This window comes from Kribbella sp. NBC_00709 (assembly GCF_036226565.1).
In the GTDB taxonomy this organism is placed as follows: domain Bacteria; phylum Actinomycetota; class Actinomycetes; order Propionibacteriales; family Kribbellaceae; genus Kribbella.
In genome coordinates this window covers 6288206-6302816 of record NZ_CP108996.1, presented here as the reverse complement: position 1 = coordinate 6302816, position 14611 = coordinate 6288206, and the positions used below count along the sequence as shown (strand labels likewise).

Genomic DNA, 14611 nt, shown 5'->3' with positions numbered 1-14611 from the left:
CCGGGTGCTTCGTCCCTCGTCAGCAGCAGCACTGGCGACGAAGGACGACGGACAGATGGCGGCAGACGCTCCCCGAACACCCTGGCGGCAGGTTCCGGCCCAGGTCGACTTCCCCGCGCTCGAGCGGGAGGTGCTCACCCTCTGGGACGAGCACGACACCTTCGCCAAGAGCCTCGAGGCGTCCGCCGGCGGGCAGCCGTGGACATTCTACGAGGGTCCGCCGACCGCGAACGGCATGCCCGGCACGCACCACATCGAGGCCCGCGTCTTCAAGGACGTGTTCCCGCGCTACCGGACCATGAAGGGGTTCTGGGTCGAGCGCAAGGCCGGCTGGGACTGCCACGGCCTCCCGGTCGAGGTCGCGGTCGAGAAGGAGCTCGGTTTCAGCGGCAAGAACGACATCGAGGCGTACGGCATCGCCGCGTTCAACGCCAAGTGCCGCGAGTCCGTACTGCGGCATGTCGACGCGTTCAACGAGCTGACCGTCCGGATGGGCTACTGGGTCGACCTCGAGCACCCGTACAAGACGATGGACCCGGAGTACGTCCAGTCGGTCTGGTGGTCGCTCAAGCAGATCCACGACAAGGGCCTGCTGGTCGAGGACTACCGCATCACGCCGTACTGCCCGCGCTGTGGCACCGGCCTGTCCGACCACGAGCTCGCCCAGGGGTACGAGACCGTCGTCGACCCGTCGGTGTACGTCCGCTTCCCGCTGACGTCCGGTCCGCTGGCCGGCCAGGCGTCGCTGCTGGTCTGGACGACGACCCCGTGGACCCTCGTGTCCAACACGGCGGTCGCCGTGCACCCTGACGTCGAGTACGTCGTCGCCACCGACGGCACCGAGTTGCTGGTCGTCGCGAAGCCGCTGCTGGACAGGCTCGGCGAGGGCTGGACGGTGACCGGTGAGTACGGCGGTCGCGAGATGGAGCGGTGGACGTACCAGCGTCCGTTCGAGCTCGTCCCGTTCGACGAGCCGGCACACTACGTCGTGCTCGCGGACTACGTCACCACCGAGGACGGCACTGGCCTCGTACACCAGTCCCCCGCGTTCGGCGCGGACGACCTCGCGGTGGGCCGCGCGTACAACCTGCCGGTGGTGAACCCGGTGGACTCCAGCGGCCACTTCAACGCCGACGTACCGCTGGTCGGTGGGCAGTTCTTCAAGAAGGCCGACGAGGACCTGGTCAAGGACCTCGACGAGCGCGGTGTGCTGTTCAAGCACGTGCCGTACGAGCACCCGTACCCGCACTGCTGGCGCTGCCACACCCCGGTCATGTACTACGCGCTCCCGTCCTGGTACATCCGCACCACCCAGGTCAAGGACGCCCTGCTCCGGGAGAACGAGAAGACCAACTGGTACCCGGACTCGGTCAAGTGGGGCCGGTACGGCGACTGGCTGCGCAACAACATCGACTGGGCCGTCTCCCGGTCCCGCTTCTGGGGTACGCCGCTGCCGATCTGGCGATGCGCCGACGACCACCAGGTGTGCGTCGGTTCGCTGGCCGAGCTCGGTGAGCTGGCCGGTCGCGACCTGAGCAGCACCGACCCGCACCGGCCGTACGTCGACGACATCGCCTTCGACTGCCCTCAGTGCGGTCGGGAGGCGCGCCGCGTGCCCGAGGTGATCGACGCCTGGTACGACTCGGGCTCGATGCCGTTCGCGCAGTGGGGCTACCCGTGGGCGGAGGGTTCGAAGGAGAAGCTCGAGGAGGCGTACCCGGCCGACTTCATCTCCGAGGCGATCGACCAGACCCGGGGCTGGTTCTACACGCTGATGGCGATCGGCACGCTGGTCTTCGACGAGTCGTCGTACCGCAATGTCGTCTGCCTCGGGCACATCATGGCCGAGGACGGCCGGAAGATGTCCAAGCACCTGGGCAACATCCTCGAGCCGATCTCGCTGATGGACGACCACAGCGCGGACGCGGTGCGCTGGTTCATGGCCGCGTCCGGTTCACCGTGGAAGGCGCGCGGCATCGGGCCGAACGTGCTGAACGAGATCGTCCGGAAGGTGCTGCTCACCTACTGGAACACGGTCGCGTTCCACGCCCTGTACGCGCGGCTGGCGGACTGGTCGCCGGCGGACGCTCCGGCCGTCGCCGACCGCTCGGTGCTGGACCGCTGGCTTGTGAGCGAGACGCACCGGCTCGTCCGCGACACCGACGAGGCGTACGCCGCGTTCGACACGCAGCGGCTCGGTCTGCAGATCAACTCGTTCGTCGACGTGCTCTCGAACTGGTACGTCCGCCGTTCGCGCCGCCGGTTCTGGTCCGGTGACGCCGGTGCGCTGGCGACACTGCACGAGACGCTCGACGTGCTCACGCGGGTGATGGCGCCGCTGACGCCGTTCGTCACCGAGCGGGTCTGGCAGGACGTGTTGCGCCCGGTCACGGCCGGTCTGCCCGAGTCGGTCCACCTGACCAGCTTCCCGACGTACGACGAGACGCTGATCGACGACGTACTGGCGCAGCACGTGTCGATGGCCCGCCGGGTCGTCGAGCTCGGCCGGTCGGCACGCGCCGAGGCGAAGGTGAAGACGCGCCAGCCGCTGGCCCGTGCGCTGGTCGGGTCGGCCGCGATCGCGGACCTGTCGCCCGAGCTGCTGCAGGAGATCGCCGACGAGCTCAACGTGGGCACGGTCGAGCCGTTGTCCGCGGCGGGCGCCGACCTGGTCGAGTTCTCCGCCAAGGGCAACTTCCGTGAGCTGGGCAAGCGGTTCGCCAAGCAGACGCCGGTGGTCGCGGCCGCGATCGCCGCCGCCGACGCCGGTGCGCTCGCGGTCGAGCTGAAGGAGACCGGGTCGGCAAGCGTCGTCGTCGACGGGGAGGACGTCCGGGTGAGCGAAGCCGAGGTACTGCTGTCCGAGCGGCCGAAGGAAGGCTGGTCGGTGGTCAACGAGCAGGGCGAGACCGTTGCCCTCGACCTCGAGGTCACACCGGAGCTGCGGCAGGCCGGTCTGGCCCGCGAGGTGGTCCGGACGTTGCAGGAGGCCCGGAAGAACGCCGGCCTCGAGGTCTCCGACCGGATCCGGGTCTGGCTGACCTCGACCGACGCCGAGCTGGCCGATGCCCTGGGCAAGCACGCCGACGAGATCGCCCGCGAGGTGCTCGCCGTCGAGCTGAACCAGTCCGCCCCCTCCGAGGCGGACGTTGCCACCGGCACCGAAGAGGACCTGCACCTCACCTACTGGCTCGCGAAAGCCTGACCCCGCCCCGGCTCGCATTTGCCTGGCTGACCCGGCAATTTCGCTGGCATACCCAGCAAATGAGGGGTTTGTGACCCGCAACCAGGGTCACAAACCCCTCATCTCGTGGGTGGACCAGGCAAAGTGCGGCTCGGCGTCAGGTCAGCGGGGTGGGCGTACGGCGCGGGCGCGGAGCGACGGGCTCGCGCCGAGGTGGTTGATGACGTCGACCAGCAGCAGGCGGGCCTCCTCCACCTGGTCGTCGCCCAGGGCTCGGCGGAGCTCGGCGTCGAGGGCGGCTCGATGTTTGCGGGCGGCCGCGATCACGGCCTGACCGCGATCGGTCAGTACGACGATGCGCGCGCGGGCGTCGGCCGGATCGGGGCGGCGGCTGACGTAGCCGCGCGACGACAGGTCGGCGACCGACTTCGACGCCGCCTGCTGCGTCACGCCGAGCTTCTCGGCGAGTGTGCTGATCGTCACCGGGCCGACGACCAGATGCTGGAACACCACTCCGTCCGCGAACCGCGAGTCAGCGAAACCCTCGGCGGCCAGGCGGCGCTGGAGCTCGTCGGCCAGCGCCCAGCCGGCGAACAACGAGGCCAGGGACAGGTCGGCCTCGGCCGGATCGAACTCCATATCCCCGAATATACAACCTTGGTTGTGCATCAGCTAACCTACAACCATGGTTGTGCAAAAGGAGTTCCTCGAGAGAGCGCACCGCATCGTCTGGTGCACGGTGGCGACCGTCGGCCCGGACAGCCGGCCGCGGAGCCGGATCCTGCACCCGATCTGGGAGCTGGACGAGCAGCTGACCGGCTGGATCGTCACGCGGGCGACGCCGGTGAAGGTGCGGCACCTGGCCAACAGCCCCTACGTGAGCTGCACGTACTGGGAGCCCGGCCACGACGTGGCCATCGCGGACTGCGAGGCGGAGTGGGTCACCGATACGGCGACCCGGCAACGAGTGTGGGAACTGTATCGAGACGCCCCGCCACCACTCGGCTACAACTTCTGGAGTGTGTTCCCCGATGGACCGGCCCCCTGTCGTGGGGCCTCCCGGCCTGGACTGAGGAGTGCAGGGAGCGAAGCGACCGGAGCGACGAGGGAAGGCCGGGAGTCACAGCCCCACGACCACCGCGCCGGAGGCGCGGCATCCGACAGAGCATCACCCTCGCTCCTACGGCTGACGCCGTACCGGCTGCGGCTCAACGATGTTGGGACGTTGAGTGGCCGGAAGGAACCTCTTGCCTGGCCCTGACACCCTGTCACCGTGGTGGGACCGTGTGTCAAACGCGTCCAGACATGACGAAGAGGCGGTGCCGCCGGAAAGCACCGCCTCCTCAACGAGGTTTTTTTACACGCCGTGACCGTGAGCCTGGGCGCGGGCCTCCGGGCGGAAGCCGTTGCGCGGGCTGAGCGTGTCGTCGCCGTTGCCGAGCGCCTTCAGCTGCTCGGTGAAGTACGTCTTCAGGCGGCTACGGTACTCACGCTCGTACGCGTGCAGGTCGTCGATCGTGCGCTCGAGCTGGCCCTTCTGCTTCTCCAGCGTGCCGAGCATCTGCGCGCGACGCTCCGCGATCTCGCCGTCGAGCTTCTCGGCGCGGGCGCGGGCCTCACCGGTCATCCGGTCGGCCTTGCCACGCGCCTCGTTCTCCAGGCGCTCCGCCTTGGCGCGGGCCTCGCCGATGATCTTGTCGGCGGTGTCCTTCGCCTCCTGGACCAGGTCGTCGGAGTGCTTGGTCGCCATCTCCAGCAGCCGCACCGCGGAGCTGGAGGCGTCACCGACCGAGCCGGCCGCCGCAGCCGCACCAGCAGCCGCGACCGCGGGCATCACCGGGGGCTTCTCCTCCGGCTTCTCGACCACGACCGGGGGCTTGGGCTGCTGCACGACAGGCGGCAGGGCGGCGGTCTGGTCGACGACCGGCCGCTGCTGGTCCGCACCTGCGCGCTGAGCCGCCGCGAGCTTGGCCCGCAGCTCCTCGTTCTCGGCGAGAAGTCGCTCGAGCTCGGCCTCGACCTCGTCGAGGAAGGAGTCGACCTCTGTGACGTCGTAGCCCTCCCGTAGTCGGACGGGCGTGAATTGCTTCGAGCGGACGTCATCCGGCGTCAGCGGCATCTTTCACCTCGTTTGTCTGTGTCTTGGCGGAGTCCCCGTGGTGTTGCACCCCGGCGACTCAGTAGATCACGTTATCGCTTCGTTGTCTTATGACGGAATCCGGGCGGGTGACAACGGTCCTGCCCGGTGGAGCAGCCCGGTAGATACAGCCCCGTTTTTCCCGAGACTCTACCTACCCAGTCCTCGCTGTTCTCACCCTCACAACGACCGCAAAGCCGTTGAGTTGATGGACATCGCCACCGAAACGATGACGAACAGCATCAGCATGGACAGGTCGATCCGCACCCCGCCGGCCCCGATCGGGGGCAGGATCCGCCGCAGCGGTTTGAGGAGCGGATCGGTGATCGAGTAGATCAGCTCGAAGAACAGCAGCAGCGGCCCCTTCGGGTGCCACTGGGGCGCGAACATGACGATCAGGCTGAGCACGAACCTCGCCACCAGAACCAGGAAGAAGGCGAGCAGCACCCAGCTGAGAACACTGAGGACGAGCGCTAGAGCATCCATGTCGTCAATGAGTGTAGAAGACGGCGGAAGGGCGGCAACCAACCAGAGCGTCAGCTCTGGTTGTAGAACCCGTCCGCGGCGATCTTCTCCTTCTCCTCGGCGGCGACCGTCACGTTCGGTGGGCAGACCAGGAACACCTTCGTGGTGATCCGCTCGATCGAGCCACGGCAGCAGAAGATCAGCCCGGCGGCGAAGTCGACCAGCCGCTTCGCGTCGGCGTGGTCCATCTCGGTCAGGTTCATGATGACGGGTGTGCCGTCGCGAAAGTGCTCACCGATGACGCGCGCCTCGTTGTAGCTGCGCGGGTGCACGGTGGTGATGCGGGCCAACTCGGTAACCTCCGGGGACGGCGCGACCCCGCGCCGGTCTGGGAACTTGCTGACCGTGGCGCCGCTGGTGGTCTCGCGGTCCTCGCGAGTCTCGCGGCTCTCCCGGCCGGCAGGTACCGGCTCGGTCTCGTGGGAGTCCCCGTCGACGGCTTCGTCCTCGTACTCGTCGTAGTCGTCTTCGAACTCGTCGTCGTACCGCGCGTTGTAGCGCTCCCCGTCCTCGACCAAGCCGAGGTACACACCCATCTTGCGCAGTGCGCCGCTCATGGCCCTCCAGCACCTCGATCCGGTTCGACGACAACAGTGAGCAGGAAGCAAAACCTGCTCGATGTCGACACTAACCGAGTGGAGGACGCGTACCGAGTAAGGCGCGCCCGAGCCGGACGTGTGTCGCACCGTGCTTGATCGCGGCCTCCAGATCGCCGGTCATCCCGGCCGAGATCCAGTCGGCGCCGGGGTGTTCGGAGCGTAGCCGCGACGCTACCTCTTGCAGCCCGGCGAAGGCTTCGTCCGGGTCCGAACCCAACGGCGCGACCGCCATCACTCCCCCGAGCTCCAGCCCGTCCGCCGCCGCGATCTCCGTACCAAGTTCAGGTACGTCGGAAGGCTCGACACCGCCCCGCCCGGCGCCGGTCGCGGCCTCGGCCGATCCGTACGCCGCAAGGCTGACCTGGATCAGACAACGCAGCGTCTTCTCCTCGGCCACCGCGGCCTTGGACAACGCGTCGACCAACGACGACCGATCGACCGAGTGGACGATCGAAGCGTTCCGCACAACGGACCTGGCCTTCTTCGACTGCAGCTGCCCGACGAAGTGCCAGGTGAGGTCCGGGCAGTCCGGCGCCTTCACCTTGAGCTCCTGCTCACGATTCTCCCCGACGTCCTGGACTCCGAGGCCCGCCAGCGCCCCTACATCGCTGACTGGGAAGGTTTTAGTGATCGCCACGAGGGTTACCTCGTCCCGGGATCTCCCGGCCGCCTGACAGGCCTTCTCGATCCGTTCCTGAACCTGCAGCAAGTTGTCGCGCAACTCACCGGCACGGTCACTCATTGCGTCACCAGTCTGATCAGCCCTGCCATCCGTCCACTGGCCGGACCTTCGCGACGGTACGAGTAGAGGTTGTCCGACTCGATCGTGCACGCGGTCGCGTCGACCACCTCGACGTCGAGCTCGGCCAGCTGTGCCTTCACTCCGGCGGCCACGTCGAGAGCGGGAGTCCCCCAGCTCGTTTCGGAGTACGCCGCCGGCACGCGCTCGGCGACCTCGGCGCGCATCTCGTCAGGAACCTCGTAACACCTCCCGCACGCATACGGTCCGAGTACGGCGGTGATGCGCGACGCACCGAGCTCACGCATCGCGTCGACGGTCGCCGGCACGATCCCGACGTACATGCCCTTGCGGCCGGAATGCGCCGCACCGATGACGCCGTCGCCGACCAGCAGCACCGGCAGGCAGTCCGCGGCACGGACCGCGAGCACGACATCGGACCGCGTCGTGACGAGGCCGTCCGCCTTCGGATTCCGCTCGAGCGGCAAGTCGTCGTCCGGACCGACCACGTGCACGTCGCGGCCATGGACCTGGCTGACCCGGACAACCGCCTCGGGCGCCACGTCGAACGCGGTGGCGACCCGGCGGAAGTTCGCCGCGATCAGCTCGGCGTCCTCGCCGTACCCACCGAGATTGAATTCGCCGTACGGCGGTTTGCTGGCGCCACCGAACCGATCGGTGAACGCGACCCGGGCGGGGAGGAGGACCTCGTCGTAGCCGAACACGACTGAAGGTTACCCAGCCACGGCCAGCGCCCGCCGATAGGCCACTTCGAACGCCTCGTCCGCAGGGACGTCGACGTCGGGAGCCACACCGGTGCCCTCCCAGTTCGTCCCCGAGATCGGGTTCTCCGCACGCGCCACCGGCACCGTCGCCTCGAGGTGCTCGTGCACCTTGAACCCCTGACGCGGGTGCGCACCGCCGCCGGTTCGCTCGCCGACGATCACCGCCCGGCCGAGCTGCTGCAGGTCGTAGGCCAACTCCTCACCGCCGGAGAACGTCGCCGAACTGGTCAGCACCCAGATCGGCTTGGTGCCGCCGAACCGCGGACCCGGCACGTACGGCGTGGTCCAGAACTGCCGCCGGGTTCCCTCGGCCGGAATGACCAGATCCTGCAGATGGACCGGCTCGCCGGGCTCGACCAGATGACTGCAGACAAAGGCGACCTGATCGGGCGATCCGCCGACACAGCGGCGCAGGTCGATCAGCAACGCGTCGGTCGAGGCGAGCAGCGTCATCGCCGCGGTGACGGCCGCGCCGGCGTGGTTGGGGTCGTACAGCAACGGGCGGATCTCCAGCAGTCCGATGTTGCCTTCGAGACGCTCGACCCGGGCGACCCCGCCGCCGTCACGATCGGCCCGGCGGCGCCAGTGCAGCTCCTCGGCGATCGGATCGGTCTCGTCCGGCGGCCCGTCCGGCCGGAACATCAGGCGCAGATGCTTGTCGCGGTTGCCGACCTGCAGGTCGGTCGTGACCCGCTCGGCGAGCTGGTCCAGCTGTTGGAGGTCGTCGTACCGCCCGCCGGCCGAGTGCTCGGCGAGACGGTCGGCCACCTCGCGGCCGGTCTCGGGAAAGACGTAGTGCTCGGCGACAAGGGCGCCCACCTGGCCGATGACGGCGCGGATCTCTTCGGTCTGCATGCGGAGGAGTCAAGCATGCGGATTGACAAAGCGTCAAGAATTCTCGACGCTTGATTCATGACCAAGATCCGGGACCGGCTGGAGGTGTCGACGGCCGCGCAGTTCAAGGCCCTCGGACACCCGCTGCGGCAACGCTTGCTGTTCGCGCTCGGGAAGGAGGCGGCCACGATCAGCCAGCTGGCCGTCGCGCTCGGGACGGCCAAGGGCAACATCGCCCATCATCTCGGCGTACTCCGCGACGCCGGGATGGTGCACGTGGCCGAGACCAGGCAGGTGCGCGGCGGGACCGAGCAGTACTACCGACGGTCCGCCGAGCTGTTCGACTTCGTCGGAGAAGGCGCGCGGGCGAACAACACCATCACGCTCCAAGCGGTCGCGGCCGAGCTCGAGAACGCCGACCCCGACCCGATGCTGACCCTGCGAAACATCCGGCTCACCGCGGACCAGGCCGCCGAACTGACCGCGACCCTCGAACAGCTGGTCCACGACCTCACCGACGCCGGACCGGGCGAGTCGCGCTACGGCGTCGTCGTCTCGCTCTACCGCCCGCGCCAGCCCCCCGCGAAGGCCTGAGACAAGAAGCAGGGGCCTGAGACAAGAAGCCGGGGGCTGGGACAGGAAATAACCTGTCTCAGCCCCCGGCTTGATGGCGTGAGCCCCGGCGCCTGGCCGGGCGGACTACTTGAGGAAGTCGGGGATGTCGAGGTCTTCCTCGGGCTCTGGCTTCTTCGGGCGGCTGGACACGCCCGGCTGACCCGACTGCGCCGGCTGGCTGGATTGACCAGGCTGACCGGACTGCGTGGGGCCGTTCGACGGCGTGCCACCGGATGAACTGGGGCCGTGGGTCGGCCAGGAGTGCGGGGTCGACGGGGAGGCCGGGGTGTGCGGTGCCGGCTGGGCCGACTGCTGACCGGACTGCACTGTACGGACCGGGTCACCGGCCGGCGGGCGGGCGGAGTTCGTCGTACCGACGCCGGAGCGCGGCTCGGTCGGTGCAGGCACCGGAACCGTGTCGTCGGTCGGCGCCGGCGGGTTCCCCGGTGCCGCATTGACTGCCGGACCACCAGCGGGTGCGCCCTGCTGACCGGGGACGGGCTGCTGACTCGGCGTCTGCGCAGGCTGACCCGCACCCTGCTGACCGCCGGCGAACTGGCCACCAGGCTGCGAACCGGGCTGGCCACCCGAACCCTGGCCACCAGGCTGCGAACCGGGCTGGCCACCCGAACCCTGACCACCAGCGGCCTGGCCCGTCCCCGACATCGGGGCCGAGTAGTTCTGGGAGGCCGGGCGGGACGACTGGGGCCGGGCCTGGTTCATCGCCTGTTCGCGACGCTTCGGCATCCCGCCGTCGAAGCCGGCCGCGATCACCGTGACCCGGACCTCGTCGCCGAGGGCGTCGTCGATGACCGCACCGAAGATGATGTTCGCGTCGGTGTGGGCGGACTCCGAGACCAGCTGGGCCGCTTCGTTGATCTCGAACAGGCCCAGGTCGGAACCGCCCGCGATCGACAGCAGCACACCGTGCGCACCCTCGATACTTGCCTCGAGCAACGGAGACGAGATGGCTGCCTCGGCGGCCGCGACCGCGCGGTCCTCGCCGCGGGACGAGCCGATGCCCATCAGCGCCGAGCCGGCGTTCGACATGACCGCCTTGACGTCGGCGAAGTCCACGTTGATCAGGCCGGGCGTGGTGATCAGGTCGGTGATGCCGGAGACACCCTGCAGCAGCACCTGGTCGGCCTGCTTGAACGCGTCCAGCACGGACACGGCGCGGTCGGAGATGGTCAGCAGCCGGTCGTTCGGGATGACGATCAGCGTGTCGACCTCTTCGCGGAGGGCGGCGATACCGTCCTCGGCCTGGGTCGCACGGCGCTTGCCCTCGAACGAGAACGGCCGGGTCACGACGCCGATCGTCAGCGCACCGAGCGAACGCGCGATCCGGGACACGACCGGCGCGCCACCGGTGCCGGTGCCACCACCCTCGCCTGCGGTGACGAAGACCATGTCGGCGCCCTTGAGCGCCTCCTCGATCTCCTCGCCGTGGTCCTCGGCGGCCTTCTGCCCGATCGCCGGGTTCGCGCCGGCGCCGAGGCCGCGGGTCTCCTCCCGGCCGATGTCGAGCTTGACGTCCGCGTCGCTCATCAGCAGCGCTTGCGCGTCGGTGTTGATGGCGATGAACTCAACGCCCTTCAGACCGTGCTCGATCATCCGGTTGACAGCGTTCACGCCGCCGCCGCCGATGCCCACGACCTTGATGAGTGCCAGGTAGTTCTGCGGTGCCGCCACGTCCGCGCCTCTCGCCTCGTTGCTTTCCCGTTGTCCAGCGAAAAGACTGAACCTCAAGTGGATGCTTAGAGTTATGTCAACTTTAGATTACGCCGCACGGTACGTGACGCTTTCCGGCGCTGTCCACGCGCCTCGCCGCCCGGGTCCGCATGAGTCCCGCGATGTGATCAATCACCGCTTTTCCCCTTTGGTGACAGGGAGATCGGGGGCCGAGACGTCGTACACCTTCGCCTGCCGCTTCATCAGCACGCTCAGTACCCCGGCCTTGCGCGCACTGTCATCGGAACTACCCCAAACGACCTTCACCCCGGAGCCGAGGTTGAGGGTGATCGAGTCCGGCGACGCCGCCGAGATCGAGCTCACCTGGGCCCGCAGTGTGTCCGGGAGGGCGGCCGAGACCGTCACCACCGAGTGCACCGTGACGTCGCGCCGTACCCCGGTCACCTTCGCCTCCGGCAGTCCGGCCGGCCGGTTCGGCACCGTGCGGTACGACGTACCGGTCGCGTCGACCAGCTCGTACCGGGTGCCGTCGGTGACGACCACGACCGGAACCCGTTCGGTGACCACGATCACGATCTTCCGCGGCCAGGCCCGGGTCACCTGCGCGTCGGCGACCGCCGGGATGGTCCGTACCCGGTCCGCGATCGAGCGCAGGTCGACCTTCGCCAGCGGGGTGCCGATCGGCGCCGCCGCGGTCTGCTCGATCGTTGCCAGCGGCACCGTATCGGCGCCGCTGATCCGGACGCCGGAGACCGCCAGCGCCGAGGAGAAGTAGAACAGCCAGACGACCAGCCCGGCCAGGACGAGCAGTCCGCCACCGATCGCCCACGGCAACCAACTCCGCCAGCGCACCAGCCGTTGCCGGCGCGCGAACCGCTGCTGTGCCCGAGCCAGATCAACGCTCTGGCTCATTCAACAAACCCCACCCTTTTACTCCACCACAGGTGTGAGCGTTGCCTCGGCAGGCTCGCGGGCCGACTCGCGAGCGTTGGCGCGTTCGGCCAGCAGACCAACGACTTCCGGGCCGATCAGGGTCACGTCGCCCGCGCCCAGCGTCACGACCAGGTCGCCCGGCTCGGCCAGGTCCGCGACCAGCTGCGGTACTGCGGACCACGACGGCTCGAACCGTACCTGCTCAGGCTTCAGCGGCACGTGGTTCGCGATCAAGGCCCCGGTGACGCCGGGCTCCGGGTCCTCGCGGGCCGCGAACACGTCCATCACCACGACCTCGTCGGCCAGCGCCAGCGCCTCGGAGAACTCGGTCGCGAAGATCCGCGTCCGGCTGAACAGATGCGGCTGGAAGCACGCGATCACGCGCCCCTCCCCCGCCACCTGACGGGCCGCGGTCAGGTCGACGGCCAGCTCGGTCGGGTGGTGCGCGTACGAGTCGAACACCCGCACGCCGTCCTCGAGACCCTTGAACTCGAACCGCCGGCCGGTACCGGTGAACGCCGCCAGCCCCTCGGCCAGGTCGACCGCGGAGAACCCGAGCCCGAGCCCGACCGTCAGCGCCGCCGACGCGTTCAGCACGTTGTGCTTGCCCGCCTGCTGCAGATTCACGACCGGCAGCTTCCGCCCGTGGTACACCGGCACGAACGACTGTGTCGCCCCGGTCGCGGTGATCTCCGTGACATGCAGATCCGCGTCCTCGGACTCGCCGTACGTCCGGACGTCGATGCCGCGGTCCCGCGCGTACTCCGCCAGCCGCCGGGCGCCGGTGTCGTCCTGGCAGATCACCATGAAGCCCTCGGGCTGCACGCGGTCACAGAACTCGACGAACGCCTGCCGGTAGTTGGCCTCGGTCCCGTAGTTGTCCAGGTGGTCCGGCTCGACCGACGTGACGATCGACACCTCGGGCGTATAGGTCAGGAACGACTTGTCCGACTCGTCCGCCTCGGCGACGAACAGGTCGCCGGTGCCGTCGTGGGCGTTCGACCCGGACTCGTTCAGGTTGCCGCCGATCGCGTACGACGGGTCGGCGCCGCAGTGCTGCAGCGCGACCGTGAGCATCGACGTCGTGGTCGTCTTGCCGTGCGTGCCGGCCACCGCCAGCGTCCGCCGGCCGACCATCACCGAGGCGAGCGCGGCGGCCCGGGGCAGGATCGGGATCCCGGCCTCGCGGGCGGCGACCACCTCGAGGTTGGTCTCGCGGATCGCGGTCGACACCACCACGGTGTCGACGTCCTTGACGTGCTCGGCGGCGTGACCGACCCAGCAGGTCGCGCCGAGCGCCCGGAGCGCGGCGAGCACCTTGCCGTCCTTGGCGTCGGACCCGGACACCTCGATCCCGCGCGACGCCATGATCCTGGCGATCCCGGACATGCCGGCGCCGCCGATCCCTACGAAGTGCACGCTGCCCAGCTTTTCGGCAGGCAGCAGCGTGTCAGGTGCGGTGACGATCACGAAGCAGACCTCACCACATCGAGGATGATCCGCGCCAATCGCTCGTCGGCATCCGTCCGGATCACACCGGTCGCAGCTGTGGACATGGCTGTCAGACGCTCGCGGTCGTGCAGAAGTTGCGGCACGTTCGCCCGGATCCAGTCCGCGGTCATCGCGGCGTTGTCGACCAGCAGCCCGCCGCCCACATCGACGACCGGCTTCGCGTTCAGCCGCTGCTCACCGTTACCGATCGGCAGCGGAACGTAGATCGCCGGCAGCCCGACACCGGACACCTCGGTGACCGTGTTCGCCCCGGACCGGCAGACCACCAGGTCGGCGGCGGCGTACGCCAGGTCCATCCGGTCGACGTAGTTCAGTACGACGTACGGATAGCGGCCGGCCTGCGGTACTTCGAGGGTGTTCTTCGGGCCGATCGCGTGCAGGACCTGGATCCCGGCCGCCTGCAGGTCGGCGGCGGCGCCGGAGACGGCCTCGTTGATCTGCCGCGCGCCCTGCGACCCACCGGTCACGAACAGCGTCGGCGCGTCCGGGTCCAGGCCGAAAAACTGCCGTGCCTCGGCGCGCAGCGCGGCCCGGTCCAGCGTCGAGATCGCGCGCCGAATCGGCAGCCCGACGTACTCCGCGTGCGGCAGCTCGGTGCCCGGGAACGACGTCTTCACGTGCGGCGTGCAGTAGCGGGCAGCGAACTTGTTCGCGATCCCCGGCACCGCGTTGCCCTCGTGCACGACGATCGGCGTCTTCCGCCGCCAGGCGGCGACGTACGCCGGGGTGGACACGTAGCCGCCGAATCCGACCAGGACGTCGGCCTTGGCCTCGTCGAGGACCCGCCGCGCCGCGCTGACCGAGGCCAGCATCTTCCCCGGAACGGCGAGCAGGGCCGGCGTGGGCTTGCGCGGCAGCGGCACCGGCGGGATCAGCTCCAGCCGGTAACCGGCCTCGGGCACGACGCGGGTCTCGAGGCCGCGCTCCGTCCCGAGGGCCAGGATCTCGACGGTCGGGTCGATCCGGCGCAGGGCGTCGGCGGTGGCGATCAGGGGTGAGGTGTGGCCGGCGCTTCCGCCTCCGGCCAGGACGATGCTGGGCACAGCTTTCAACGCT

13 protein-coding genes and 1 pseudogene are annotated in these 14611 nt (G+C 69.1%); 3 read left to right on the top strand and 11 right to left on the bottom strand.

Going from position 1 to position 14611, the window contains the following annotated elements:
* The first annotated feature begins 55 nt into the window (after positions 1-55).
* On the top strand, positions 56-3205 hold the full coding sequence (ileS, locus tag OHA18_RS30920; RefSeq protein ID WP_328998852.1) for an isoleucine--tRNA ligase: 3150 nt from the start codon (positions 56-58) through the stop codon (positions 3203-3205).
* A 141-nt stretch (positions 3206-3346) separates the two neighbouring features.
* Here ileS and OHA18_RS30915 read toward each other — a convergent pair whose 3' ends face one another.
* Entirely contained in the window at positions 3347-3823 is a 477-nt protein-coding gene (locus OHA18_RS30915) for a MarR family winged helix-turn-helix transcriptional regulator (RefSeq protein ID WP_328998851.1), read from the bottom strand.
* 46 nt (positions 3824-3869) lie between these two features.
* On the opposite strand from OHA18_RS30915, the gene OHA18_RS30910 reads away from it, so the two are divergent.
* Positions 3870-4445, top strand: coding sequence for a pyridoxamine 5'-phosphate oxidase family protein (locus OHA18_RS30910; protein WP_328998850.1), 576 nt, complete (start codon positions 3870-3872; stop codon positions 4443-4445).
* A 96-nt stretch (positions 4446-4541) separates the two neighbouring features.
* Here OHA18_RS30910 and OHA18_RS30905 read toward each other — a convergent pair whose 3' ends face one another.
* The 6 genes from OHA18_RS30905 to OHA18_RS30880 form a co-directional block, all read right to left on the bottom strand.
* Positions 4542-5303 carry a DivIVA domain-containing protein gene (locus OHA18_RS30905; RefSeq protein WP_134098310.1) on the bottom strand — a complete coding sequence of 254 codons (762 nt, stop codon included), beginning with the start codon at positions 5301-5303 and terminating at the stop codon, positions 4542-4544.
* A 198-nt stretch (positions 5304-5501) separates the two neighbouring features.
* Positions 5502-5807 carry a YggT family protein gene (locus tag OHA18_RS30900; protein WP_328998849.1) on the bottom strand — a complete coding sequence of 102 codons (306 nt, stop codon included), beginning with the start codon at positions 5805-5807 and terminating at the stop codon, positions 5502-5504.
* A gap of 50 nt (positions 5808-5857) precedes the next feature.
* On the bottom strand, positions 5858-6403 hold the full coding sequence (locus OHA18_RS30895; RefSeq protein ID WP_328998848.1) for a cell division protein SepF: 546 nt from the start codon (positions 6401-6403) through the stop codon (positions 5858-5860).
* A gap of 70 nt (positions 6404-6473) precedes the next feature.
* Positions 6474-7187: a YggS family pyridoxal phosphate-dependent enzyme gene (locus tag OHA18_RS30890; protein WP_328998847.1), complete on the bottom strand. Its 714-nt coding sequence runs from the start codon at positions 7185-7187 to the stop codon at positions 6474-6476.
* Positions 7184-7909, bottom strand: coding sequence for a peptidoglycan editing factor PgeF (pgeF, locus tag OHA18_RS30885; protein WP_328998846.1), 726 nt, complete (start codon positions 7907-7909; stop codon positions 7184-7186). The genes OHA18_RS30890 and pgeF overlap by 4 nt, the downstream gene beginning before the upstream one ends.
* Positions 7910-7918: 9 nt before the next feature.
* Positions 7919-8824 (bottom strand): S41 family peptidase, encoded by a 906-nt coding sequence (locus tag OHA18_RS30880; protein ID WP_328998845.1) that lies wholly within the window; start codon positions 8822-8824, stop codon positions 7919-7921.
* 57 nt (positions 8825-8881) lie between these two features.
* Here OHA18_RS30880 and OHA18_RS30875 point away from each other — a divergent pair, with 57 nt between their 5' ends.
* Positions 8882-9397: an ArsR/SmtB family transcription factor gene (locus tag OHA18_RS30875; RefSeq protein WP_328998844.1), complete on the top strand. Its 516-nt coding sequence runs from the start codon at positions 8882-8884 to the stop codon at positions 9395-9397.
* Between the two features lie 690 nt (positions 9398-10087).
* Here OHA18_RS30875 and ftsZ read toward each other — a convergent pair.
* The 4 genes and pseudogenes from ftsZ to murG all read right to left on the bottom strand — a co-directional run.
* Positions 10088-11110, bottom strand: a pseudogene (gene ftsZ, locus OHA18_RS30870) (cell division protein FtsZ); the annotation flags it as partial.
* A 171-nt stretch (positions 11111-11281) separates the two neighbouring features.
* Positions 11282-12022, bottom strand: a complete 741-nt coding sequence (locus OHA18_RS30865; protein ID WP_328998843.1) for a cell division protein FtsQ/DivIB — start codon at positions 12020-12022, stop codon at positions 11282-11284.
* Between the two features lie 18 nt (positions 12023-12040).
* Positions 12041-13513 (bottom strand): UDP-N-acetylmuramate--L-alanine ligase, encoded by a 1473-nt coding sequence (murC, locus tag OHA18_RS30860; RefSeq protein ID WP_328998842.1) that lies wholly within the window; start codon positions 13511-13513, stop codon positions 12041-12043.
* Positions 13510-14598 carry an undecaprenyldiphospho-muramoylpentapeptide beta-N-acetylglucosaminyltransferase gene (gene murG / locus OHA18_RS30855; RefSeq protein ID WP_328998841.1) on the bottom strand — a complete coding sequence of 363 codons (1089 nt, stop codon included), beginning with the start codon at positions 14596-14598 and terminating at the stop codon, positions 13510-13512. Before murG ends, murC begins: the two co-directional genes overlap by 4 nt.
* Positions 14599-14611 lie beyond the last annotated feature (13 nt).